The organism is Ruegeria sp. AI3 (assembly GCF_056541245.1).
The window spans coordinates 1-25,538 of the sequence record NZ_JBQFYA010000009.1 but is presented as its reverse complement, the minus strand read 5'-3'; the positions used below and the strand labels follow the sequence as shown (position 1 = coordinate 25,538).

Genomic DNA, 25,538 nt, shown 5'->3' with positions numbered 1-25,538 from the left:
GTTGCTTTGGCTTGGTCTCTCACAGGCGGAACTCCTCTACCGGCGCGCCGAGGCTTTCGAAATCCGGCACGACCCCCAAGCCAGGCGTATCCGAGGCATAAAGCTTGCCATTCCGCGACACCGGGCCGCCAATTCCGGTCGACCGGGTGTTGTAGTTCATCAGGTCAGTCGTGTTCTGAAGATACTCGGGTGGAGTCGAGGCCGCAAAATGCGCCACGACCGCGCTTGTGATTTCACCTCCCCAGGTGTCTTCACTGACCACAGGAATGCGGTTTTCGACCAGATAGTCCCGCACGCGCCGCGCCTTGCTGAGCCCACCGAGGTTCGAGATTTTCAGACAGCAGATCTCGGCCCCACGATCTGCGACAATGCGTTGCGCCATGTGGATACCGGTCACGCATTCGTCCAGCTTCAACGGTTGTTCGGCGACACGGCGGACCTGTTGACATTCTTCATAGGTGCGGCAGGGCTGTTCGAGAATGAAGTCCAGATCCCGAGTCGCGCGCGCCACCCGGATGGCATTGTCGACCCGCCAGCCCTGATTGGCATCCGCCATCGCCTTTTCACCCGGTTGCAACAAAGGAACCGTGCTCCGGATACGGTCAATATCGGCGGCCCAGTCACCCCCGACCTTGATCTGGAATTGCCGGTAGCCTTGATCGCGATAGGCATTCATCTCGGCCACCGTCTCATCTACCGCCTTTTGCGGCGCGACCCGGTACATAGGCGCGCCATCCGTCAGCTTCCCACCCAGTAGCATCCAGACTGGCTGATCACAGGCCTGCCCGAGGATATCCCAGCACGCCGCATCGAACGGAGCCTTCGCGTAGCCATGCCCCTGCACCAGATGGTCCATCAACTGCTCGATCCGGCCAACCTGACGCGGATCTTCTCCCAGCAAGTGCGGCGCGACCAGCCGCGCCAGCGCCACAACGCCTTCGGAATGCGCGACCATGTAGTTCTCGCCGCAGGGCGTGAACTCGCCACAACCCTGCACACCTGCATCCGTGTCGATGACCACGACTGAGGCCGTGGCCGTCTCAATGGCGTTCCCCGCACCCCAGACATACGCGCCGCCGACATAGGGCAGCCCGGTTTGAAACACGCGGATTCGGGTGATCTTCATGCTGCGTCCATTCTGGGCAAATCCCCCATCCCTTCGCCACGCCAAAGCACGAAGGTCAGGATCGGCTGATCCGTTGTAATCATCGCGTGGCTTTGCCAGCTTTCATGACTGCGGGTCTGACCCTGGCCGACAAACACCTCTTCCCCATCGACCTTGAACAGAGCACCCCCGGCCAGCGTCAAGTAAAGCTCCTCCGCCTGATGGCTGTGCCAGCCATAGGCCAGACCCGGCCCCCAATAGCCGACATAGCCGCGCAGCTGGGTTGAATGAAAATGACCGGTCGGGCCGAACAATTCGTAGTAGCCATAGCGGCTGAGAAACTCGGCACCGACCTCCTCCACCGTGTAGGTGTGTTTCCACTGGGCCAAATGGGTGGTCGCCTTTATCGCCTCAACCAAAGCCTGCGTCTCAGCACTGCCCGAGAGGGTCAGCTCGCGAACCTGATCCGCAGCAGGGATATGGTTCGGTTCAAGTTCTACCGCCGAAAGGTCCGATGGCCATTCTCCAAAGGCGGACAGATTGGGGTGCGTTTGATGCACCAACTGCGCGGCCTGCAGCACATCATCCAAGGTCATGGGATCACCACGATATTGCCAGTGTGTTGCTTGGCAATGAACGCGGCTTGCGCGTCCCGAAGTTCCTCAAGCGGATAGGTGGCTGCAAGTGCAGGTTTGATCTCACCCGCTTCAATGTACTTCACGAGGTTCTGCATGACCTGCGGGTCAATCACAGTCGAGCCTGTGAAGGTCAGATCGCGCAGGTAGAAGGTTCGCAGGTCAAACTCGACCATGGGGCCAGCGATGGCACCTGAACAGGTATAACGCCCGCCCCGTTCCAGAATGTCGATCAGCTTCGCCCAGTAGGGACCACCGACCACGTCGGCCACCACAGTGATCTTCTCATCGCCCAGCGCAGCACGCAGGTTTTCCGGCGCGCGCGGCAGGATCATGTCTGGCCCCAGAGCTGCGACATCGGCATGTTTGGCTTCAGACGCCAACGCGATCACCCGAGCGCCACGCCGCTTGGCCAGTTGCACAAGCGCCCCTCCGACGCCACCTGAGGCCCCCGGAACCAGAACCGTGTCTTTTTCCGTGACATTTGCCCGGGTCAGCATGCCCTCGGCCGTGGAATAGGAACAGGAGAAGGTCGCAAGCTCGGCATCCGACAGGTTTGATGTGATCGGCACCGCGTTGACGGCCAGCGTCGTTGCGTATTCAGCAAAACCGCCATCCCGTTCGGACCCATAGTAGCCCGTTTTGTCCATGTTTTCGGGATCATCCGGATCGCGCAGCCAGCCATCGGTGATCACCCTTTGGCCAATCCGCGCTGCATCCACGCCTGCACCGACGGCAACGATTTCACCGCAGATATCGGCACCCTGAATGCGAGGAAAGGTAATTGGAGCGCCGCCCCAGGTTGGGTCATCCTCGCCCACCTCTTCAAACGCACCGCCCGTGGTCGCATCTGTGACGGTCTTGGAGTACCAGCCCGAGCGTGTGTTCACATCCGTGTTGTTCAGCCCGCAAGCGGCAACCTTGATCAACACCTCACCAGCAGCGGGCTCGGGGCGGGGCCAGTTTTCGTGCAGCACCATCTGCTCCAACCCGCCATGACCCATGGTCACCATCGCCTTCATTGTGTCAGGCAAACTCATCCAGTAGTCTCCTCAAATGCGCCGCAGGTCGGCAGAGGTGTTTCGGGGGCCACATACCGGCGTTTTCGACCATCTTGGTGCGCCCGGTGTGCGAATCTGCTCGACAGGCTAATTTCACAAGTGTACCACGGTCAACAATGAATGACACAAATGTATCATCAATCGTTCTCGACCGTCTGGCCGAGGAGTGGGAGGCCCTGACACCCGAGGCCCAAAAGGCCGCGCGCTATGTGTTGGAGAACCCCACCGATGTCGGTGTCTCAACCGTGCGTGAAATTGCCGAAGCCGCCAATGTCAAACCCAACACCTTTGTCCGCATGGCCCGACAAGTCGGCTTTGAAGGCTATGAGGATTTTCGCGCCCCGTTCCGACAGGCGATCCGGCAGGGATCGGTCTCATTTCCTGACCGCGCCCGGTGGCTTCAGGATATCGGTAAGTCCGGTGAGCTGGGCGGGCTCTATGCCGATATGATCGGCGCGGCGATCCGCAATATCGAAGAGACCTTTGCCAGGATCGACGCCAAACAACTGCAGGCCGCTGCCGAGGATATCTGGAATTGCCGCCAGATCTTTACGCTAGGCGTTGGGGTGAACAACTCGAACGCCCGCAACTTCACCTATCTCGCCTCGACCGGCATGAAGCAGTTTCACGCCATCCCCCGTTCCGGCTCGACCCCGGTGGACGATCTGGCTTGGGCGGATGAACAGGACGTGCTCATTGCGATTACCTGCCACCCCTATCGGACCGAAGTGATCGAGGCGATCAAGCTGGCGCGCCAGCAAGGTATGACGGTCGTTGGCATCTCGGACAGCCCGGCCAGCCCTGTGATCCTGAACGCACAGCACGGGTTTGTTCTGTCTGCGGACACGCCGCAGTTCTTCCCCTCGTCGGTCTCGACCATTGCTTTGCTTGAGACGCTTTTGTCCTTCGTGATCGCCGTTTCCAGTGATGAAATCGTTGATCGCGTCGCGCGGTTCCACCAGCGCAGGCATGAGCTTGGCCTCTACGCGGAAGAGCCCGAATAGTCACACCCGACCTCGCTCTGCAAACCTGTCATGAAATCGCCACATGGGCGCGACAAACACCGGTCGAGTACCCGCCGTGGTCAATCCATGCGCGAGGCGCATTCTGCCGATTGCATGCATGACGAGAGTGAACTAACGATAGCCCAATGCGTTTTTTGACGGCCCTATTTCTATCGTTTCTTTTCTGCGCTCCCACACTGGCGACAGCGCAAGACAAAGCGCTTTCGCCGACTGAACTTAGCCCTTCGGGACAGGACTATCTAAAGACCGTTCGCTATCGCGGGATCGACACGGATGTGGTGTATTTCGACCCCACCCAACCGGCCCCTCCGCTGGACACCAAATTCTCACCCAAACCCGAGGCGGAATCTCAGACCGTCTCTCTTGATACCAACTGGACGGTGGGGATCATCGCGGCACTGGTTCTGGCCGTGTTGGCATGGATCCTGTACCTCAGCGTGGGTCGAACGTCGGTTTCTTTCGGGTCGGGGGCAAGCAACGCAAAGCGCGCCGGAAAGCCGTCAGTGGACGCGCCCGAGACAGACGAGGAATTGCCCGATCTGGACGCCATTCTGAGGCAGGAGGATCGCAACCAGGCCGTCGTCGGGCTGGCGCAACTGGTCCTGACCCGTTGCCTCAGCGCCAATGAGGTTCTTTTCAAGCGCAGCTGGACCCACCGCGAGGCGCTGCGCAGACTGCCGCAGAGCCTCTGGTACATCTCCGACTTGCGCGCGCTGGTGCTGGAAAGTGAACGGGTGCATTTCGGCCACCGCTCCATCAGCGATCCCGACTTCAACGCGCTGCTGGCGCGCATCCGCCCAATTCTGCGCGAGGTCCGCGCATGAGCGATACGGCCAATATTGCAGCACCCGAGCGGGTCCGGGTCGACTGGATCATCTTTGGCATCATCGGCGCGCTGTGCATCGGCATTTTCCTCTATGTGATGGCCGGCCGGCAATATGCGCTGCGCGACTCCTCGACCGGGTTCGACGGGCTAGAGCTATGGCTGCGTGATCAAGGCCACATCGCACAAACCTTTACCGGCGGCTGGCCGCTGGACCGCAGCACTATTGGCCTGTTGATCCAGCCCATCTATGACACTCAGCCGGGCAAAGATCGCGCGCGCGCGCAGACCAAAGACGAACTGCTACTGCAACCGGATGAGTTCGATCAGACTCTGGACGTGATCCGCGACAAGGCGCAGTCCACCCCCAGCCTTGTGATCTTGCCCAAATGGCGCTCGGGCCTGAGGCTGACCGGGTTGGGGCACCCTATTCTGTTGTCCCCCGAAGAAGGGATCGAGGGCGTTCTACATGGGATTGTTGGTTCGGATGTCGGCACAATCCGCTCGGCCCGCGTTCCATTCACCGACTTTGACGTGGCCTCTGACGATGCGCTGACCGCCCGCCTTTATGCGGCGCAGGTCTTTGACGGGCAAGGCTGCGAGCCGCTGGTGGGGCGTCGGGGCGCTATGGTTTTAGGCCTTTGCCCACTGCCGCGCGACCGTGAACAACAGAAGATCTATGTTCTGTCCGACCCGGATCTGATGAACAACCATGGGCTGGTTTTGGGGGACAACGCCCGGATCGCGGCGCAAGTGTTGGCCGGGATCGCGGGCGAGAAGCGGATCATCATCGACTATAGCGACCGCAACTGGCTGACCGACCCGCAACAGCATGTCGCGCGCGAACGCACCTGGGACGACCTGAAGCGCCTGTTCGAACCACCCTTCCTGACCCTTTGGATCGGTGCGGGGCTTCTGCTGGCCCTTGCGGTCTGGCGCGGTGGGGTGCGCAGCGGGCCGGTCGCTGATCTATCGCTTGGCCTCGGTTCGGGCAAACGCACCGCCAACCGGGTCCGGGCCCGATTGATGCGCATGACGGATCAGGACGGTGCGCTGCTGTCGGACTTCGTCGACACCCGCCTGCGCGCCCGCGCGGCATCGGTGTTCGGTACCTCGCACGCCCTGCGCGGCGCGCCTGAGGAGGCGTACCTCACCTACATTCGCGCCCGAAAGCCGGACCTGACTGCAAAATTGGAAGATCTGGTCGCATCCATCCGCGCCCTGCCCCCGCATCTTGGACCGGAACATGCCATTCCCTATGTGGACCAATTTGAGTTGATACTGGAGCAACTTGCCGATGACGCTTGATGAATTGTTTTCCCATGCCGAAAGCCTCAGGGCTGAAATCGGTAAAGTTGTGCAAGGCCAGCAAGAGGCGGTTGACCTGCTGCTAACGGCGTTGTTTGCGCGAGGTCACGTGCTGCTTGAGGGGCCTCCGGGCACCGCCAAGACGCTTCTGGCGCGCAGCTTTGCTGGGGCGTTGAACCTTGAGTTCGGGCGTATTCAGTTCACACCTGACTTGATGCCGGGCGACGTTCTGGGTACCTCGATCTACAATTTCCAGACCAGTGAGTTTGTTCTTACCAAGGGCCCCGTCTTCAGCCAGATTCTGCTGGCGGATGAGATCAACCGCGCGCCGCCCAAGACCCAAGCCGCCTTGCTGCAGGCGATGAACGAACGCATGGTGACCATCGACGGCACCGACCATTCGCTGGGGTCCGAGTTCATCGTTGTTGCCACCCAAAACCCGATCGAACAACAAGGCACCTACCCGCTGCCCGAGGCGCAGTTGGACCGTTTCCTGTTCAAAGTGAACCTCAGCTTCCCGCCCGAAGACGTCGAACTATCGATCCTGCGCAAACACGCCAATGCACCTCTGGACCCCTTGAGTGCGACGCAAACAGTGCGCCCTCTGCTGGATGCCCAGACAATGGCAGCGGCCCGGCAGTTGATTGATGAGATCGTGCTGGATGACGACATTCTGGCCTATATCCTGCGTCTCGTGCGCGCGACACGTGAAAGCGCGGATATCGCCTTTGGCGCCTCGACCCGCGCGGCGGATGCCATTGCCGGGGCGACCCGTGCAACGGCTGCGCTGAACGGGCGCGATTTTGCCATTCCTGATGACGTCAAAACACTGATCATCCACGCGCTGCAACACCGCATCGTTCTGTCCCCCGCCGCCGAAATCGAAGGCCGCGGGCCTCAGCAGGTATTGGAGAACATCCTCAACCAGATCGAGGCCCCCCGCTGATCCGTCCCTCGCGCATATTGCTGGTGGCGGCCTGCGTGGCGCTTGGCCTGTCACTGGTCGCCGTTGTCATGGGCGAAGCAACCCGCACCGTAGCCGGGGTGCCGTGGGTGGTTCTGTGCGTGCTGGCCGTAGGTGACCTGCTACTGTCCTGGCCACGCCGCCGTTCTGTCTCGGTCGAGCCGCTGGGCGATATATTCGTGGGCGAACAGGACGAGATCGCCTTGATCGTCACCCCAGCGACCTCAGGCATGACCGGACAGGTACACTGGCCCGAAGGCATAGAAGGACCGGCCCGGTTCGATCTGTCCAGCGGTCAGATGCGCATTCCATTTCGCGCCATTCGCCGGGGAAAATGGCGCCTCTCGCATCTATGGCTCAGCTGGTCTTCCCGGTTCAAACTGTTCGAATTCGTCCCGAAAATCGCCTTTGGGCTTGAACTGGCGATCGTGCCCAACATCCGCCGTGTACAATCGGGTGAAATTTCGACAACGGTCCAATCCCGTCTGTTCGGCGTAAAGGAAAACCGCGCCATCGGTGAGGGTACCGAGTTTCACCAGTTGAGGGATTTCGTACCCGGCATGGATGCGAACTCGATCGACTGGAAGCGGTCAGCGCGGCATCGGTCTTTGGTCGCCAAAGAGGTTCGGGCCGAGCGCAACCACCATGTCATCATCGCCTTGGACAACGGCTATCAGATGCGCGAGGAGATTGCGGGCCTGCCCAAGATCGACCATGCCATCACCGCGGCACTTGCCACCGCCTGGGCCGCAGCCATCGGGGGGGATCTGGTCGGACTTTACGCCTATGACGCCAAGCCGCGCATGTTCCTGCCCCCCGAACCGGGGCGCGCAGCGTTCACCCGACTGCGCAGCCGCACAGCCGAGCTGCAATATGAAAGCGTCGAGACCAACCACACCCTCGCCATGACCGAGCTGAACGGGCGCACCCCGAAACGCAGCCTGATCACCGTGTTTTCGGATTTCGTCGATACCACCTCGGCAGAGCTGATGGTCGAGAACATCAACGCGCTGGCCAAGCGGCACCTGATCGTTTTCGTCACCCTGCGTGATCCAGTCCTCGATGCGCAGGTCAACACGGCTCCGCAGGACATGAACGACGTGGCCGAGACCGTTTCGACCGGGCAGCTTCTGCGCGAACGCCGCCTTGTGCTGGAACGGCTGCAACAGATCGGCGTGACCGTGATTGACGCCGAACCGAGCGAGATCTCGGCGCGGCTGATCTCCACCTATCTGGAAATCAAAGCGCGAGAGATGATCTGATGTCCAACGCTGACCTGATCCGCTCGGCCCGGTTCCGGCAGGAACGCGAAGGCGACTGGCGACGCTTGTCCGATCTGGTCGACAAGGCCGAAGGTCAGGGCCTGCACCGCATGAGCTTTCAAGAGGCGCGCGATCTGGCCGACCTCTACCGGCAGGCCACAACATCACTATCCATCGCGCGCGAAATCTCATTGGATCGCGGGTTGCTGGAGTATCTCGAGGCGCTGACAAGCCGCGCCTATCTGAGTGTCTACGCCCCGCAACAACGGCTGGGCGGGATCATCCGCAAGTTCCTGACCAGCGGTGGGCCACAAGCGATGCGGTCCTCCTGGCGCGTCACCCTTTTGGGGTTTCTGTGCATGGCGGCTGGCGCTATCGCCGGGTATTTCTTCTACTTCGACAATCCCGAATGGTTCTTCGTCTTCATGCCCACCGAACTGGCCGGGGGGCGCGGGCCAGATGCCAGTACGGACTATCTGCGCTCGGCCATCTATGGCGAGGAGGACGGATCCGGGCTGGGGGCTTTTGCTACTTACCTGTTCTCGCACAACACACGTATCGCGATCTTTGTGTTTGGGCTTGGGGCATTCCTCTGCGCGCCAACGGTTCTCTTGCTATTCTATAACGGGCTGATTTTGGGCGTGTTTTATGCGCTGCACATTGATCGGGGCTTGGGCTGGGACCTTTTCGGCTGGTTGTCGATCCACGGCGTGACCGAGCTTTCGGCGATCTGCATCGCGGGCGCGGGCGGGTTGAAACTGGGCCTCGCCGTATTGTTCCCCGGCCAGCTCACACGCCGCGCGGCATTGCGGGCCGCCGGGCATGATGCGGTGAAACTGGCGCTGATTGCCGCCATGATGCTGGTCGCCGCCGCCCTGCTGGAAGGTTTCGGTAGGCAGTTGGTACAGGACCGCACCACGCGCATCGCCATCGGCTGGGGGATCGGTGCGCTGTGGCTGCTGTGGTTCTGCATGGGCGGAAGGAAACGGTCATGACCCAACCCAAACTCGACCGTCTACTGCCCCCCGAAGGTGTGCCGCTGTACTTCCGGGTTGCGGGTGTGGGCGTGCGCATGGCCGCCCAATTCGCCGACATCCTGATTACTGGGGTCGGCGCCGTCGCCTTCTTCCTGCTTTTGCTGGCCATCGACGTTGTCCCGCCCGAGGCGCTTGTGGCCGTTGCCGCGATGCTGTTCTTCATCATCCGCATCCCCTACTACGCCGCGTCCGAGTTGGTGTGGAATGGCCAGACCATCGGTAAGCGCATGATGAAGATCAAGGTGGTCTCGGCCGATGGTCAGGCGCTGACAACGCAATCCCTCGTCGTTCGCAACCTGATGAAAGAGGCCGAGATTTTTCTGCCTGGCACGCTGGTTCTGACCCTGAATGCCGAGGCCCTGATCCCTTCGCTGATCTCGCTGGCCTGGATACTGGGCGTGGTTGCGGTGCCGGTGTTCAACAAGCGCAGCCAACGGCTGGGGGACATTATCGCAGGCACCTATGTGATCCACCTGCCCAAGCCGATCCTGCTGCCCGATATGTCCAAAGCAATCAAGCCCGCCACCGCCACCCAGCCCCGATTCCAATTTCTGACCCATCAGCTTGAACATTACGGCGCGTTCGAGTTGCAGACCCTCGAAGGGTTTTTGCGCGGCGCGGCACGCTCGACCGGGCCCGAGGCACACAAACGGAAAAAGGAAACCATGGCCGCAATTTTCGAACAGGTCCGGCGCAAGATCGACTACGCCGATGCGGTCCGCCCCGAAGACCAGCTTGCCTTTCTCGAGGCCTTCTACAAAGCACAACGCGCCTTCTTGGAACAGCGCCAGTTGTTCGGCGACAAACGCGCCGATAAATTCCACGGCGAGGCAGACAAACAAGGCTAACCACGCCTGTTGCAGATTTACCCAAGCGAGAAGCAGAAAAACGAAACTCGTCTTGAGGATGAACCCGTTCTAAAGGCTCTATCAGAGACAGAACATTAGAATGGTTTGGAACAAAAAATGACAGATACAGCCAATCCCGAATACCCCGAGGCTCACATGCCCCTAGGCGTCGGAGCCATTGTCGGCGAGACGTTTTCGATCTTTTTCAAAAAGCTCCACCTTGTGCTTCTGTTGGGGTTCATTCCGGCCCTGATCGAAGTCATTGTGAACAATTACACGGTGGCGCAGTCTTTCGACGATATTGGCACCGCCAGTTTCGACAATACCGCCTTCTATTCTGGTGTGATCGTGTCGGCTCTGATCACATTGCTCGCATATGCCGTCACCACGGCCGTGATAATACAGTTCGCCTATGACGCAAAACTGGGGCGCGCGGCGCGTATTGGCAGTTATTTCTCGGCGGCTGTCGTCAACCTGCCTGCCATTGCAGTTCTGTCGATCGTAACCACGATCTTGTATTTTATCGGACTTGTTTTTCTGGTCGTGCCGGGTATCTGGATCTACGCCGTATTCTCCGTCATCGTACCGGCCATCGTGATCGACAAGGCCGGGTTCGGCGCGATGGGACGCAGCGCGACTCTGACCAAGAACTACCGATGGCCCATCATCGGCGCGCTGATCCTGATGGGTATATGTATTGTGCTGGTCGTCATGGTAGTCACATTTGTTTTCGCAGCTGCGTTCGGGTTTTCCGGAATTGCTGATCCAACGGCATCTTTGGGTCCCTGGGTCTTTTTTGAGGCCGCGCTCAACGCGATTGCCTACGGTTGGCTCAGCATCACCATCGCGCTGATCTTTGCTCGCCTGAAGGAGATCAAGGAAGGTGTCAGCGTCTCAGATCTGGTGGACGTGTTCAAGTAAGTCCACGCCCCGCAGCCCGATCACAGGGCTGCGGGCATCTGCGCGTATCTGCGTGACATTTTCGCGTACATTTCACAGGCCAATAACACCAACATGTCCGCAACGGCTGGCGGCGCGTGCTTTGCTGCTGTATCACTCCGGTGGTAATGCAGGACGGCGGGGTCATATCTTCACAACAACAGGGCGATCTGGGGCAGCGGCGCCAGGTCTCGGTCCTGTTTGCGGATATGGTTGGCTATACATCGATCGTCTCGAAACTGGACGAAGAACAAGCGTTGGAGTTTGTGCGTCTGGTCTACGACACCCTCTCGGGTGCGGTATCACAGCATGGCGGCACGGTCCGCGATTTTGCCGGGGACAGCATCATGGCGCTGTTCGGCATCCCTGACGCGCTAGAGGACCCGGCCGAACGGGCCTGCCGCGCCGCCGACGCCATTCATCACGCTTTCCGCGCATCCGCCCAAAAGATCGAGGCCCGCTTTGGTGTGCGCCCTCAGATGCGGGTCGGCATCAGTTCCGGCACCGTTCTGATGGCTGCCGTACAGGGCGCAGACGGCCCGGCAACAGCGGTGGGCAGCACGGTCAACATGGCGTCGCGCATCGAAAACCTGGCCCCATCGGGGGGTACGCTGATCTGCGACAAGACCCGCAGCCTTGTCGAATGGGTGACTGAGCTGCGCTTTGATGGGGAACATCAACTCAAAGGTCTCGCTGCCCCTCAGAAATTGTGGCAACTGCAATCCGTACGGGCCGATGCCTCGCGATTTGATGCCTCGGTCGCGCGTGGTCTCAGCACCTATGTGGGGCGCGAAAGCGAACTGACTCAATTGGCTGATTCATTGGCTCGGGCGCGCAACGGCGTTTCGGTGGTGGATCTGGTGGCGGAACCAGGCTTGGGCAAAACCCGGCTTGTGTTCGAGTTCCTCAACCGCCTGCCCCGCGATCAGATTGACGTCCTGACTGGCTATTGTTTTGCGGATCGGCAGCAGGTTCCCTTCCTCCCGATCATCGAGATTGTCCGAACCGGGTTCCGCATCAAGGATCAGGACAACCCAACCCGCATCGCCTACAAGATCGAAACCGGCCTGAAAGCTTGGGAGTGCTTTTCTCAACAGAATTTGGGCCTGCTGATGAACCTGCTTGGCCTGACACCACCGCCGGACGCATTGGACGGGCTTGACGGCGTTCTCATTGGCCTGCGCACCCGTGAATTGCTGCCCGAGCTGCTGAAAGCGCGATGCGCCAAGCAGCCCGTGATCCTGTTCATCGAAGACAGCCACTGGATCGACAGCGCCTCGGAAGAGCTGTTGCAGGGCATCGTCAACCGGTCGGACCTGACCAACTTGTTGCTGATCCAGACGCACCGCCCGGAATACACGCCTGCTTGGCGCGATGACGACAAGGTTCGGACCATCGCGCTGAAACCGCTGGTGACCGAAGATTTCGCCAACCTGGCGCGCAATCGGCTGGGCGTGACCACTTTGCCCGCTGGACTGGACCGGCAACTGGCCGAACGTGCCGGTGGCAATCCGCTGTTTGGCGAAGAAATCCTAACCTATCTGCTGGAACAAGGCAGTCTGCGGGTCGACGCTGCCGAAGCGCATCTGGATATCGACATGGCGCAGGCCGATCTGCCGGCCAGCATGCTTAACCTGCTGACCACCCGCGTTGATCGTCTGTCGACCGAAGATCGAGACCTGCTGCAAGCCGCCGCCGTAATTGGGCGACGGTTTGATCCCGGTCTGCTCTCGCAACTGGCCAAAGACCCCGGCGAAACCGGTGACGCCCTGCAGCGACTTCAGGCTCAGGACGTGCTGTATCGCGACGAAAACTCCTCGGACTACGTGTTCAAGCATGTCCTACTGCGCGATGCCGTGTATCAAAGCCTTGTGGCCACCCGCCGCGCGGGCCTGCATCTTGAAGTGGCCGAGTGTCTGGTTCTGCGCAACGCAAACCGCCTGCAGGAAGTGGCCGAAATGTTGGCTTATCACTACAGCCAGACGGACCAGACCGACAAAGCGTTCCGGTATACGGCGATGGCCGGGGACAAGTCTCTGGGTGTCTATTCGCTGGATGAGGCCAACAACTACTACACGGCAGCCTATGCCCTCTATGAAAGCGACCCAGACTGCGCCTCAAAGTCCGAGTTCGCCGCGTTTCTGGCCAGCTTTGCGCTGTGTTCGAACATCTCGCTCAGGGTCAAAACGATCATTGACCTTGCCGGGTCCGTGCGCCCCATCCTTGAACAGGTGGGCGACAGCTCTCATCACGCGCTGTTCCTGCACCACTACGTGTCCTGTCTTGTCTGTAATGGCAAATACCGTGAGGCGCACTGGGTGCAACAGGATCTGACCGCCATGGCTGAGCGCCTTGGCGATCCGGCCTCACGGGCCTATGCCATGGTGAATGAGCTTTCGGTGTCGATCTATTTCTCCCCGATTTCTAACGCCGAGTTCGAAGCAAAGGCGCGCATGATCGAGGCCGAACTGGAAAAGATCGACGACGCCTATATCCAGAACTTCTACCTCGCCACCATCGGTTGGAACGAACTGACGCGCGGACGGGTCGCCCGCGCACACGCCACCGCAGACAAGATGATAGCACTGGGCAAAAAGACCAACGACCCAAGGGCTTTGGGCTATGGCACAGCGATGAAAGCCCTGATCGCCATGGTCGCCGATGACCACGAAAAGGCGCTGGCCATCGCGGAAGAGGCGCACAAGGCTTCAAAAGTCGAGTTCGAACGCGCCATCGCCGAGGCCGCCCGCGTATCAGCCATGGTGCCCACGGAAACACCCGGCGCGATCGAGATCATTGAGGCCCATATAGACAATTGCAATGAACACGGCTGGACCCTGTTCACCATGGGCCCGGCAACGATGCTCGGGGTAGCCTACGCTCTGAAGGGACGCATCGCCGACGGGCTACGGCAGATCGAGCGAGCCGTTCAAAAGCGCACGGACGAAGGCACCAAAGTCTCGGCCGATTGGGCGCGTTTATTCCTGTGCGAAATGTATCTTGCCATCCTGACGGGTGAGGGCGGAGCGTCGGCTGGTGTCTTTCTTCGGAACTTCCGCTCAATCCTTTGGGTGCTGTTCTTTGGCGAAAAGAAACTGGTTGCGATGCTGGACGAGGTGCGCAGCAACCCCCAATTCGACGACAAAGGGCATTATATCGCCCGCTGCGACATGATCCTTGGGTTGCTCTACAAAGCGCGCAAGAAGAAGCAATTGGCCGTGCAACACCTGAGCAAAGCCCGCGTCATCGTTGAAACCGCGGGCCAATCCCCGATGCTGTCCCGGATCGACACGGCTCTGGCCGAGTTGGCCTAGAAGTTTATCCGAAATTTGCCAATATTTAAGGTTGCGGCGGAGTGGAAGTGCGGAACTATGCCTGCAAGTTACTGAAAGGTATATATTGAATTTGAAAAACAGTGGGTTAAACTATTAAAGTACTGAACTGAACTTGGTGTCTAGCGGAGCAAAGCCCAAGGTTAGAATGCTAGAATTCTCGTTTCGAAACACATCGCTGCCACTCATACAAATTTCAGAGAATGACAACTCTGAGCCTAAAGGGCCCAACGCTGCGCGTTCGACGCAGGTCAGCTTGACAAGGCAAAGCGCCAAACGTCTGCCAGACGAAATTTGAACATAGGCGCGAAGCCATACTCATGCTATTTTTAAGATGGGTTTGTAGGGCGGGAAGCTGTTGGATCGCCAGCATTCAAAAGAGATTGACCGCGTCTTAAGCGGTTTCGATACAGGGCGAGACCGACTTGTCGCGGATAGCTGGCAGCGCTGTGTTGAAACCTACGGTATGGATCCCTCACGACAAGAACCTGCGCACATCCTGCCTGACACCAAATTCCGAGAACATCTGGAGCAATCCGAACGTCTGATCGCGACCGCGCGTTCGGGGCTGCAATCGCTGTTTGCGCAGGTGGCAGGGCAGAACTACGTCCTGCTGCTTGCGGATGCAGATGGCGTCTGCGTCGATTTCTTTGGCGACCGGAACTTCGAGGACGAGCTCAGAACTGCGGGTCTTCATCTGGGTTTCAAGTGGACGGAAGAGTTGGCAGGAACGAACGGAGTGGGGTCGTGCATTGTTACAGGTCAGCCAGTGACTATCCATCAGGGCGATCATTTTTCGATCACGCATACGCCGCTGTCTTGCACGGCAGCGCCTATTTTTGACACCAAAGGAGCTCTTGCGGCTGTTCTGGATGTGTCATTGTTGCGTGGACCCTCACCAAAGGCGTCGCAGAATCTGGCCATGACATTGGTGACGAACTCCGCCCGTCGCGTCGAAATGGCAAACCTGATGGCATCGACCCGGCGAGATTGGGTCCTGCGCTTTTCAGCCAGCCCCGAGTTTCTTGAGGTCGATCCCGAAGCGGCGGTTGCAGTGGACGGAGGTGGCAAGATCATCGGTATGACCTCGGGGGCCCGACGTGCGCTGGACCCGGACGGTTCGGGCCACCTGATCGGGTCGCAATTGCAGGACTGGCTTGAAATCAGTGTTGATGACATGCCCGAGTTCATGCGTGGCAGACCGTCCGAAGACCGCGTTCTACACCTAAAGGACGGGCGCGCGCTCTATGGTCATGCCGTTGCTCCACAGACGCCGCAGATGACGGCAGCTCTGCGCAAACGGGAACAGGTTCTGCCTGGTGCCCTTGGTAGTTTTGCAGGGCCGGATCCGGGCCTTCAGCAACTTTTGAACAAAGCGGCCCGTCTTGCGCCGACCAATCTGCCGCTTTTGCTGACCGGTGAAAGCGGGACGGGCAAGACCAAGCTGGCGCGCGCGATCCATATGGCTGATCCTGCGACACAGGATTTCCACACCGTGATCTGTTGCGATACGCCAACATTCAATTTCTGCCATGGTATCGAACCCGGCACACTGTTCCTGCGTGGCGTTGAAGACCTGAGTGAGCCTGCTCAGGCCTCTCTTTTAGCAGTGCTTGAGCGGCGGGCTGATCTGAGGATCATCGCGTCATGCGGGCAGCCCCCGGCGGGATTGCAGGGCAGTCTGCGCGAAGATCTGCTGCACCGGATTGCGGGGGCCACAGTGTCTCTGCCGCCTTTGCGCCACCGTGCGGATCTGGATTGGCTGATTGATCGTCTGCTCCGACGGTTTGCCAGCCATGATATTCGCCTCTCGACCGCTGCCCGCGCCGACCTGAAATCGCGATTGTGGCGCGGCAATATTCGTGAACTGGAACACCTGCTACAAAGTTCGGTCGCCCTGTGTCAGGACAACATCATCGACTTAACGGATTTGCCCGCCACGGCACTAGCCCCTACGCAAAAGCAGGACTCAGATGATCTGGAAGCACTTCTGCGTGCTTGCGATTGGAACATGTCCCAACTGGCAAGGCGCCTTGGTGTGAACCGATCGACGATCCTGCGCCGTATGCGAAAAGCCGGGCTTAGACCGCCCGCTTAAACGAATATGTACCCGTGTTGCGCCCTTGTTGCGCGCGCAACAAGCAATGGCGTTTTTGGACCGCACCAAGTGTTTATGCGCCAAATCCGCTTGCCCGAAGGGTCGCGGATTTGCCAGCCTTCTGCTCTGTGGAGATAGGGAGGATGATATGCTCGACACAACACTCTCGGATCAGGTGCAGGGGTTTCTGGATGACTTCGGCGCGGCTTTGTCCCAAGGCGATATCGATGCCGCCTGTGATATGTTCCAGGACGATTGCTATTGGCGCGATCTGGTAAGCTTTACCTGGAATATTAAGACGGTCGAGGGCAAGGCGCAGGTAGCAGATATGCTCGCGCATCAGTTGGCCACAACCAAGCCGAGTGGTTGGAAAATAGCCGAAGGTGAAGTTCCAACTGAAGACGGCGGAATAACCACCGCTTGGATCGAGTTCGAAACCGAAGTGGCACGCGGCTACGGGTTGATCCGCCTCAAGGATGGCAAGATTTGGACATTGCTGACCACGATGCTCGAGCTGAAAGGTCATGAAGAGCCCAAAGGGTTCAACCGTCCACTTGGGGCCAAGCACGGTGCGGGCAAACACAGGACCACATGGGCAGAAGAACGGGCGAAGGAAGAGGCTGAACTGGGTTTCGAAACACAGCCCTACTGCGTCATCATCGGCGGTGGTCAGGGCGGGATCGCTATGGGCGCGCGGCTGCGTCAGCTGGGTGTACCGACGATCATCGTCGAACGGAATGATCGGCCCGGCGACAGTTGGCGCAATCGCTACAAATCCCTCTGCCTGCACGACCCGGTCTGGTACGACCATCTGCCCTATATCAAGTTCCCGGAAAACTGGCCCGTCTTCTCGCCCAAGGACAAGATCGGTGACTGGCTTGAGATGTACACCAAGGTGATGGAGCTGAACTATTGGACCCGCACGGCGGCCAAATCCGCAACGTTCGATGAAAGTAAGGGCGAATGGACCATCACGGTGGACCGGGACGGCGAAGAGGTTGTACTGCGGCCCAAGCAACTGATCATGGCGACGGGGATGTCCGGCAAGAAACGCATGCCCGATTTTCCGGGTATGGATGTTTTCAAGGGCGAACAGGTGCATTCGTCGGAACATGAAGGTCCCGACAAATGGGCGGGCAAGGAAGTTGTCGTGGTGGGGTCCAATAACTCGGCCCATGACATCTGCGCGGCGCTTTGGGAAAACGATGCCGATGTGACAATGGTGCAGCGGTCCTCAACCCATATTGTCCGCTCTGACACCCTCATGGAAATCGGTCTGGGCGATCTTTATTCTGAACGTGCGGTGCGGTCTGGCATGACGACCGAAAAGGCCGATCTGATCTTTGCATCGCTGCCCTATCGCATTCTGCACGAATTCCAGATTCCGGCCTATGCCGCGATGAAAGAGCAGGACAAAGAGTTCTATGACGGGCTGGAAAAGGCCGGGTTCTGGCTGGATTGGGGCGATGACGATAGCGGGTTGTTCATGAAATACCTGCGTCGCGGATCAGGCTACTACATCGATATCGGGGCCAGTCAGTTGATCATTGATGGTGAGATCAAGCTGAAACGCGGTCAGGTCACCGCGCTTGATGAAACCGGAGTTATCCTTGATGACGGCACGCATCTGGATGCCGATCTGGTGGTCTACGCGACCGGGTATAACTCGATGAACGGCTGGGTCGCGGACCTGATGGGTCAGGATACGGCAGATCGGCTTGGGAAATGCTGGGGTCTGGGCTCTGACACAACCAAGGACCCAGGGCCTTGGGAAGGCGAGCAACGCAATATGTGGAAGCCGACACAGGTTTCAAACCTTTGGATGCATGGTGGAAACCTGCATCAGTCTCGGCATTATTCACAATTCCTGTCGCTGCAGATAAAGGCCCGAATGGAGGGTATCCCGACGCCGGTCTACGGCCTTCAAGAAGTGCATCACCTCAGTTAAAGCATTCGCTTCGACCAAAAAATGGACATCGCGCTATCGCGAAATGAAAAAACAGTTGTAGCGGTTCCATTCTAATTGATGAGCTTTCTTTACAGCTATCCTTAATCAGGAGAATCTTCATGCTCGTCCAGGTCCAAAACCGCAGGGTCGATCATGCGTTTGCTCGCGCTCATCCTGACTGAGTTCCGCATGGCTTTACTCCGCCGGAGCAATCTCCGAAAACGCGCTTCGTCGAGCACAAGCAATGTCGAAGGTGCCAACACCCGCACGTTCACGCGACGGGGTCGTTTCATTAGCATGGCCAATTGCCCAAACATTTCGCCACGACCTAACCGCGTGATGTGTCTGCCGAACTCCACTTCGACTGCCCCAGAAGCGATAAAAAACACACTCCGGGTCAATTCATCTTTGGAAAGGATCGTGTCACCCGCGTTGGCGTAACGGGTACGAAGCGCTCTACTGAGTTTTCGCAATGAAGCTTTGTCGAGATCAGAGAATAGTGGAAACTGCCTGACCAGATCCCGCCCCTTCAGGGCGATGTCAAGTACAGGACGCCCTTCGGACAAAGCACGTCGTGCCGCCACTTCCTGCATCAACACTGAATAGAGCTCTTCGCCTACCAGGCCATCCTCGCGCATGACCAAGTATTCTCGCTCCTCCAGTCGCAATGCCGTCCTTCGGATGAACCGCCGCTCCAGCTTTTCCGCATAGCCTGGATATTGGAGCCGCAATCCTTCAAGCGCTGTTTCAACCGCCTCGGATCGGCGCTCCAAAAGGTCGTCTAGCAACTCCGCAACCCGGCGACCGTGGATCCGGCGTATGCGACCACGGACAAACCCATCGAGATCCTGAAGGATCAGACGTTGCATAAGCAGTCTTTCGAACCTGTCCGCTGTTATACGAGTGAGCGGAAACGAGATTCGTAGGCGGTTGTGCAGGAACACGGCGATCCGAAAAGACTTGCCATAGACGACGGATCGATTGGACGCGCGCTGATAGCCGATCCGCCCACCGGTCCTTGCGCCTTCAATGAGCCGATCCGCGTCTGACAGAATTTTTTCGCTGAGAACGGATGACATGGTGCGCTCTCGCATTCGGGCCAAAACTGAATCACGCTCCGCACCGGCCAACGCAATAAGGCCAAGCGTGACCCGGTCGCGATCAAGGATCTCCGCGCTGTCCTCGGCGGCCTTTACAGCCTCGTCGAGGCGTTCGCTAAACTGTTTGGCTTCGTTTCTTACAATTTGGTGGGTCAGGTCGTAGTTTTCTGCGGTGCGGGATACATCCTCGCGGACCGATTGCAAGGCGACCGCGACCACCTGGCGCGACAATGCCGTATCAAGCGGAGTGAGTTCGTCGAGCCCTAGCTTTGTGATCACCGTTCGCAAGGTTGTCCCTTGGATAATCAGTGTAAACAGCGTAAAGCCAGTGGCCAAAATGCCGACCAGACGCTTTGTTTCGAGCGGTACTTGAGTGCTTTCGGTGACTGCTAGTGCCAATGCCAAAGTCACAGCGCCCCGCAGCCCACCCCAAAGCATTGCGGTGCGATAGGGGCGTTCCACAACTGGCGACAGACCGATTGTCGTGAGCAAGGGCAACAAGCCGAACAGAACCGCCGCCCGCGCCAGTGTTGCAGCAAGAACCACCACTGCCAGCAGGCCAAAGTCAGACGGCTGCACCCCTTCCAAAAGCCGAGGTATCAACAATGCTGCAAGAATAAAAATTAGCGCTCCGGCCCAGTGTGCAAGAAGATCCCATACTTCTTGCAGATTTGTCCATGCGATCGGTGACAAACGACCGGGGCCGGTGAGGTTGAGCGTTAGTCCTGTGATCACCACTGCGATAACACCCGAAGCCCCGGCGCTTTGTTCCGCAACGATATAGGCGAGGTACGGCAGCGCGACAGAAATTGAAATTTGTGCCTTGTCCCAACGGTCTACGAAGGCCATCATCCAAACCGCTATACGCGCCATAAGCCAACCGGTGAGTGCTCCGCCGGCGATCAACAGCGGAAACTGCCCCACGGCTTCATTTAATGATGGATCAGGTCTCCCGAGCATCACAAAGCTCATGAATAGCCCGAAAAGAGCAATCGCGGCAGCATCGTTCAGGAGGCTTTCGCCCTCGATTATTCGCGACAACCTGCGTGGTGCGGAGATTGACCTAAAAATGCTTACAACCGCCGAGGGATCAGTTGTCGATACGATAGCACCAATCAACAGGCAGGCGACCAGCGGTAAAGCACTTACCCAACTGAGCGCATAGCCAATAGAGAGGGTAGCCACAATCACCGCGACAACGGCCATCATCAGGATGGGCATCCAGTCATCCAGCATCCTGCGCAGGTTCATGCCAAGTGTCGCTTGGAAGAGCAACGTTGGCAGGAAAACATAGAGGAAGACGTCTGACCGGATCGGCAAATCAATAATCGCCTGCGCTCCCGGGTTCAGTGCATCCGTCAAGTCAGTGTTGAGAAAGAACGTTGCGCCAAGTCCGATCACTATCCCCAGGACCGCTAGGATAACGCTGTAAGGCAGGCGCATACGTGCAGCCAACGGTTCTGCCACGCCGATTACAACAAAAAATGAAGTGATGATGGTCGTAATGACGACAATATCCATTACTACGTATTACCTGAGAACTCGAATTAAGGGAATTCGCCCCTTCAACAGGATCGGCTTTGTGGGATCAACGTGTTGGCTCAAAAACATCCAGATTGCGCAGTTGTAAGTTATGTTTGCAATGGTAGGCCGCTCTTTGACACTAGCTCTGTAAGTGAACCGCTGGAATATTTCGATCACCGCGCTTTGCAAAGTCCGCTTCCTTCGCATAGCTTTCGTCGGTTGAGCGCGCCGCAACGTTCACTAAGGGTTCGGAGCAGTCGCTCGCTGCCATTCGGTTGAATAGCTACTATGATTGCAATATTGGCCGAATTTAGGACAACACCTTAACCGACTCAATTTTGGTTCTTCTGACAAAATCTGGGCATCTAAGATGGCACCGCAACAAAGTTATACTTACAAAGTTATACTTACAACTTTCGCAAATATGCCCAAGAGACATATCCCTTTAGACCACGCGCACGTTGCAAGGACACACGGCACCAACGGGTGCTGCCGGTCTGCTCGCAACTGTGAACTCTTAAAGCGGTTCCATTTGGAAGGCCCACTATAACATTGAACCCTATTCCGGGTCCTGCACGCAATTTCAGCATGCCTCCGTCTTCAACGCCAAAAACCTCGTATTGCCCAAGTGAAGCTGCCGTTGCGGATTGAGCTATAACATTGGTGCCTAAGAAATAAGCCACTAAGGGCAAGAAGATTGCACTTCGCATAACGTTAACCTGCCTGTTTCCTCAAATGCAGTCTTAGCGCCTCCGATCATCAAGCGTAACTCCTTGACCAAAGAACGGGCACGTTTAAACCGACCATTGAACTAAGATTTTTAAGTATGCCGAAGGTCAGGTTTGGGATCAACTTGGCCATCTGAACATTTTTCTCAGATGACAGCTTATGAACGGAAAGAAGACACACAAGGGTGTGGCAGTGCGAGTTAGGGCCTGCCTCTACTGTCCAAAAACGCTTTATCAGGCTCTTGATATCCAGCTCCTTCATGGCTGCACACCCTCACAACAATGGTTATGAAGAGTGCCATCAGGATTGCTCTGGCACTTGGGGTTTGGAGTAAGTATTTCATTATTCTTTTTTATTGTTGCGTGAGTGACTTGGCAAAGAAGTCCCGCGCCTTTTCATTCAGCCCGTCAGTTGAGCTCAACTAACCGGCAGCAGGCCGCATTTGGAAGCGGTTCGGAGGAGGTCAATTGATAGGTTTTTGCTCCGAGCGCCAACAGTTCGTGAGCATCCGTGATTTGAGGTATCCGGATTTCAAAGCAACAAAAGACAACCACTCTGTAAATTTAACGACGTCAGAGTTAGTAGCGCGGTTTTACGAAGGCTTTGATGTTAAGAAGGAAATGACGCAGGATCAAACCTTCCATTCAAACGCCAAGGCAAAGAAACTTCTCGGTTTTGATCCTCAGCATGATTGTCGGGACTACCTGAAATCAAAGTTCCTGCATCTTAAAGATTTCGCTCTTACCTGCGCGCACAACGCGACCAGAACTACGCCTTGGATACGCCGTTTCTCGCAGCCACGAAATCGACAAGGTGGGGAACATAGTCGTTCGGCCCATCACCTCCAGCGGCCAGCGCCATTGCAAAACTGTTTTTTGCGGCGTTTCCGATTGGATTGGACAGCCCCACTTCATCTGCCATGGCTTCGAGGTAACGCAAATCTTTTAGAGCATTGGACAGAGTGAATTTGTGGGACTCTCGATTGCCTTCAACGGCGTACCCCATGAAGGTTTGATAAAACCCGCAATCCATCCTGCTGCCACGAATGACCGAGTCGAATTCCTTGGTGGAAATTCCGACTTTTTCGGACAGTGCCAACGCTTCCGAATAGAGCGCCGCATATCCCAGTGAAAGAAAGTTATTCAGAAGCTTCATTTTGTGTCCTGCAGCACATGGGCCAATGTGAACGATGGTTTTTGCCCAAGCTGCGATAACCGGGTTCAACCGCTCAAAAACAACAGGGTCAGCGCCGACCATGGTCGCCAGCTCTCCGTTTTGTGCCTGCACGGGTGTCCCGCCCAACGGCGCGTCCGCCATATGGTGACCGGCCTGCGCTAACTTATTCGCGAGTGCCATAGTGGAATTCGGGTCTGACGTGGAACAATCCACAACGACGCTACCGGCCTGCATGGCTGGCATCATCGCCGCGACAATTGCCTCGACCTGAGGTGAACCGGGTGCACAAATATGGATAACTGAGGAACCTGCAGCGAGCTCCGCGAGGTTTTCCGCCTCCATCGCACCCTGAGCGACCAAGTCACCGACAGGGCCACGGTTTCGATGAGCAACCACATTAACTTTGAAGCCGGCTTTTAGCAGATTTGCGGCCATACCCTGACCCATCAAGCCAACACCAACAAATCCTATCGTTTCTTCGCTCATCGAGGTCTCCCTTTACCATTCACGGAGAGTCAGTGTGGACTAGTACAGAATGAAAAAGCAATGGTGGCTTAACTTTGCTTCGTGAACCAAGGCGCAGGACGCAGCGAATGAACGTTTCTAGTCCTTTTCGACAGATGCTGCGCTTGAACCAAGTGTCTGCATTGTGCTCGAAACAGTCGTTCCTCGAATTCAACTTTAAGTCTGCTCTGCGCGCTATCCGGTCATTCATTCTAAACGTATGAAGGCAGAAGAATGGAACAAATCGGATCGCTCCCATCTGGATCGCCAGCATTTCTTCGATCTCGTCTTGCGGTTTAACCCCGGCAACAACCGACATCACGAAGTTCGATGTTGTCTCCGAGACAGAACTGTCCTGCTGTCCGGGAGTCGCGACTTGATCCATAACGCCTTCGAAGAACGGGTAGTCTGCTGTGCCAAGCTAATGCATCGCCAACCCCAAGATTTCTGCCGCCTCGTTCATCGACAGAAACACCTTGCCGTTGTTGCTGCCGTTAGAGCGGGAGTGAAGCTCCAGCCAGAGCTTCACTGCAGGTCCGGACTGAGCCCGCCATGCCGGAGATTTGATCATGGCGTAGGGCAGAGGGACTTATTGGCCCTCATCTGACCGTTTGCCCTTCGGAGATCGACGCCTACTCATCGCGGCACCTCCTCTGGAAATGCTCGGGAATGGCATCTGACTTCGGAACGTCGCAGCCGATATGCGCCCGGACGAGCCGGGTCAGACCGGATTTGGACACACAGTACCCTAGCGTGTCCCATGCTGCTCCCCCAGCGGGAAATTGGGGGCTCTGGCGCTGAAACAGCCATTGGACGCCGTCCCGACATACGGCGATGCGGTAGACACCATGGCGCAAGAGCTCGCCGCTGTAGTTCTCAGCGGTTTCTCGATGATCAGTTCGGGGAAGCGAGCATGTGTCTAGCCCCCTGTCGTGTGAGGTATTGATCGACTTGGAAAGGGAGATATCAGCCATGCTCGATCCTTCCTTTCCCTACGATCACCCGTTCGACCGGGTGGCTCAGCGGCGACCAGTAGTACCGGCGCTTGTTTTGTCTTGTCGGCGCGGGGCATCCTGTGGCATCAACTGGACTTGCTAGGTTGGCAGTTGATGTCACTGGAAAAGCCCCATGTCCGCGCTTGGAGTTGGGGTTTTTCACTATGTAGCCTGGTTGTCGGGATCGGTGCGCCGCGCCGCCAGCCAGGCGTTCAGATCCGCGTTGTAACAAGCGATCCTCCGTCCGATGCGGATAAGCCGAAATCCGTGCGCAGCGGAACACCCTTGTGGTTCTCGTGTCTTTTGACCGTTACGCGCACGATCCAGCGCAGCGCATAAGAGGGATCAACAAAAAGATACAGTCCAGAACCGTCGCCATGCCGACCTAGGCCAAGATTATCTACCAGCTTCCCGCAGAGCGCAGCCATTAAAATACCACAAAATATACCACTCAATGAGATGTACTAAGGTTAACTTAGTAACGCTCAAGATGATACGATGAGATAGTAAACGCTGATAATTTATAGCTAAACGGCAAGTTAGAAAGGACGCGCCAGTTATCCGAAATAGGTTTATGGCGGAGACGAAGGGATTCGAACCCTCGAGACGGTTTCCCGCCTACTCCCTTAGCAGGGGAGCGCCTTCGACCACTCGGCCACGTCTCCACGGACGGGTATATCCGTGCAAGCAGCGGAAGTACAAGGGCATTTCTTCAGGGATTGGATTTTTTTACAGACCCGCGCGAAGCTGTTGAAATAGCGCGAAATAGCGATTTTTGACTGGGGGCATTCACCTGTTCAAGCTGCGCATTACTGTTCACAATCATGATCAAACAAAAAGGGATCGAAGCTTGCGCGAGTGGCCGTTGCATGTTGCACTAGTTCAAAGACTTTAGATCACGCGGCGGTCGCAGTATTCGGCTAACACCGTCGAAAAGGGTGGTGTGGGTTCTGACTATCCTCAGATCACCGAATGAAAGGTGTTGTCAAGATGGATCACGAACCGGGCATGGACCGGACACAAAAAACGGTTCAGGGCGGCTTGTTCGGTACTTTGTTCGACTGTGATGTTTGCGGGAGCAGGATTTGAACCTGCGACCTTCAGGTTATGAGCCTAACGAGGTGA

18 protein-coding genes and 1 tRNA gene are annotated in these 25,538 nt (G+C 57.4%); 12 read left to right on the top strand and 7 right to left on the bottom strand.

The features are described from left to right. Positions 1-19: 19 nt before the first annotated feature. The 3 genes from ACRZ95_RS14130 to ACRZ95_RS14120 are packed head-to-tail and all read right to left on the bottom strand — an operon-like array spanning position 20 to position 2,780. Positions 20-1,126, bottom strand: coding sequence for an enolase C-terminal domain-like protein (locus ACRZ95_RS14130; RefSeq protein WP_170681571.1), 1,107 nt, complete (start codon positions 1,124-1,126; stop codon positions 20-22). Further along, the gene (locus ACRZ95_RS14125; RefSeq protein ID WP_170681569.1) at positions 1,123-1,701 is read right to left on the bottom strand and encodes a dimethylsulfonioproprionate lyase family protein; all 579 of its coding nucleotides are present in this window, start codon (positions 1,699-1,701) and stop codon (positions 1,123-1,125) included. Before ACRZ95_RS14125 ends, ACRZ95_RS14130 begins: the two co-directional genes overlap by 4 nt. Next, complete coding sequence (locus ACRZ95_RS14120; protein WP_480555089.1) at positions 1,698-2,780, bottom strand: alcohol dehydrogenase family protein; 1,083 nt, start codon at positions 2,778-2,780, stop codon at positions 1,698-1,700. Before ACRZ95_RS14120 ends, ACRZ95_RS14125 begins: the two co-directional genes overlap by 4 nt. Positions 2,781-2,917: 137 nt before the next feature. On the opposite strand from ACRZ95_RS14120, the gene ACRZ95_RS14115 reads away from it, so the two are divergent. From ACRZ95_RS14115 to ACRZ95_RS14065, 11 genes are all read left to right on the top strand, one after another. Then, positions 2,918-3,805, top strand: coding sequence for a MurR/RpiR family transcriptional regulator (locus tag ACRZ95_RS14115; protein WP_170379200.1), 888 nt, complete (start codon positions 2,918-2,920; stop codon positions 3,803-3,805). A gap of 146 nt (positions 3,806-3,951) precedes the next feature. Beyond that, complete coding sequence (locus ACRZ95_RS14110; RefSeq protein WP_170681566.1) at positions 3,952-4,650, top strand: DUF4129 domain-containing protein; 699 nt, start codon at positions 3,952-3,954, stop codon at positions 4,648-4,650. Next, positions 4,647-5,957, top strand: a complete 1,311-nt coding sequence (locus ACRZ95_RS14105; protein ID WP_170681564.1) for a hypothetical protein — start codon at positions 4,647-4,649, stop codon at positions 5,955-5,957. The genes ACRZ95_RS14110 and ACRZ95_RS14105 overlap by 4 nt, the downstream gene beginning before the upstream one ends. Then, the gene (locus ACRZ95_RS14100; protein ID WP_170681562.1) at positions 5,947-6,903 is read left to right on the top strand and encodes an AAA family ATPase; all 957 of its coding nucleotides are present in this window, start codon (positions 5,947-5,949) and stop codon (positions 6,901-6,903) included. The genes ACRZ95_RS14105 and ACRZ95_RS14100 overlap by 11 nt, the downstream gene beginning before the upstream one ends. A gap of 35 nt (positions 6,904-6,938) precedes the next feature. Next, complete coding sequence (locus ACRZ95_RS14095) at positions 6,939-8,183, top strand: DUF58 domain-containing protein (RefSeq protein WP_480555086.1); 1,245 nt, start codon at positions 6,939-6,941, stop codon at positions 8,181-8,183. Next, on the top strand, positions 8,183-9,178 hold the full coding sequence (locus ACRZ95_RS14090) for a stage II sporulation protein M (RefSeq protein WP_170681561.1): 996 nt from the start codon (positions 8,183-8,185) through the stop codon (positions 9,176-9,178). The genes ACRZ95_RS14095 and ACRZ95_RS14090 overlap by 1 nt, the downstream gene beginning before the upstream one ends. Then, positions 9,175-10,068: an RDD family protein gene (locus tag ACRZ95_RS14085; RefSeq protein WP_170681559.1), complete on the top strand. Its 894-nt coding sequence runs from the start codon at positions 9,175-9,177 to the stop codon at positions 10,066-10,068. The genes ACRZ95_RS14090 and ACRZ95_RS14085 overlap by 4 nt, the downstream gene beginning before the upstream one ends. Positions 10,069-10,185: 117 nt before the next feature. Then, positions 10,186-10,989, top strand: coding sequence for a hypothetical protein (locus ACRZ95_RS14080; RefSeq protein ID WP_170681557.1), 804 nt, complete (start codon positions 10,186-10,188; stop codon positions 10,987-10,989). Positions 10,990-11,135: 146 nt separating this feature from the next. After that, the gene (locus ACRZ95_RS14075) at positions 11,136-14,321 is read left to right on the top strand and encodes an adenylate/guanylate cyclase domain-containing protein (protein WP_170681555.1); all 3,186 of its coding nucleotides are present in this window, start codon (positions 11,136-11,138) and stop codon (positions 14,319-14,321) included. A gap of 373 nt (positions 14,322-14,694) precedes the next feature. Continuing rightward, complete coding sequence (locus tag ACRZ95_RS14070; RefSeq protein ID WP_170681603.1) at positions 14,695-16,437, top strand: sigma-54-dependent Fis family transcriptional regulator; 1,743 nt, start codon at positions 14,695-14,697, stop codon at positions 16,435-16,437. Positions 16,438-16,585: 148 nt separating this feature from the next. After that, positions 16,586-18,385: an NAD(P)/FAD-dependent oxidoreductase gene (locus ACRZ95_RS14065; protein WP_170681552.1), complete on the top strand. Its 1,800-nt coding sequence runs from the start codon at positions 16,586-16,588 to the stop codon at positions 18,383-18,385. Positions 18,386-18,486: 101 nt separating this feature from the next. On the opposite strand, the gene ACRZ95_RS14060 is transcribed toward ACRZ95_RS14065, so the two are convergent. From ACRZ95_RS14060 to ACRZ95_RS14050, 3 genes are all read right to left on the bottom strand, one after another. Next, entirely contained in the window at positions 18,487-21,006 is a 2,520-nt protein-coding gene (locus ACRZ95_RS14060) for a cation:proton antiporter (protein WP_170681550.1), read from the bottom strand. 410 nt (positions 21,007-21,416) lie between these two features. After that, positions 21,417-21,719: an SH3 domain-containing protein gene (locus ACRZ95_RS14055; RefSeq protein WP_170681548.1), complete on the bottom strand. Its 303-nt coding sequence runs from the start codon at positions 21,717-21,719 to the stop codon at positions 21,417-21,419. A gap of 787 nt (positions 21,720-22,506) precedes the next feature. After that, positions 22,507-23,400, bottom strand: a complete 894-nt coding sequence (locus ACRZ95_RS14050; protein WP_170681546.1) for an NAD(P)-dependent oxidoreductase — start codon at positions 23,398-23,400, stop codon at positions 22,507-22,509. 1,127 nt (positions 23,401-24,527) lie between these two features. Here ACRZ95_RS14050 and ACRZ95_RS14045 point away from each other — a divergent pair. Next, positions 24,528-24,752, top strand: a complete 225-nt coding sequence (locus ACRZ95_RS14045; RefSeq protein WP_170681544.1) for a hypothetical protein — start codon at positions 24,528-24,530, stop codon at positions 24,750-24,752. Positions 24,753-24,988: 236 nt separating this feature from the next. Here the strand turns inward: ACRZ95_RS14045 and ACRZ95_RS14040 are convergent. Next, a tRNA-Ser gene (locus tag ACRZ95_RS14040) sits at positions 24,989-25,078 on the bottom strand. Between the last annotated feature and the right edge of the window lie 460 nt (positions 25,079-25,538).